We start from the raw sequence: 273 nt of genomic DNA, 5'->3' as shown, positions 1-273 counted from the left end.
ATCAGCGTCAGGTTTGGATTGCCACGGTTTTAATAGCTGATGAGTACCAACGTCTTCGGCCTGTACTTGAAGCCGCCCATCAATTACTACATCAACTTCTACGGCAAACTCTAAACCGTCATCAATCCCTGATTCGCTACTATCCGTATTACGACCGTCGCTTATAGACTCAGCAAGGACTTTTGTGTCACTTGTCTGTTTAGTGTCACCTATATTAATCGTTGCGGCTGTTTGAGATCCAAGTACTGACGAGTGCCGCGTATTTTTTTCTGG

At 45.1% G+C, this 273-nt stretch carries 1 protein-coding gene; it reads right to left on the bottom strand.

Annotated elements, in window-relative coordinates; all coding sequences use genetic code 11:
- Positions 1-273: hypothetical protein (locus SB725_RS31225; protein ID WP_410923278.1), on the bottom strand; the 273-nt coding region annotated here is incomplete at both ends.

This window comes from Pseudomonas sp. SIMBA_041, assembly GCF_046535095.1.
In the GTDB taxonomy this organism is placed as follows: Bacteria; Pseudomonadota; Gammaproteobacteria; order Pseudomonadales; family Pseudomonadaceae; genus Aquipseudomonas; species Aquipseudomonas mucoides.
This window is presented reverse-complemented; position numbering and strand designations above follow the sequence as displayed.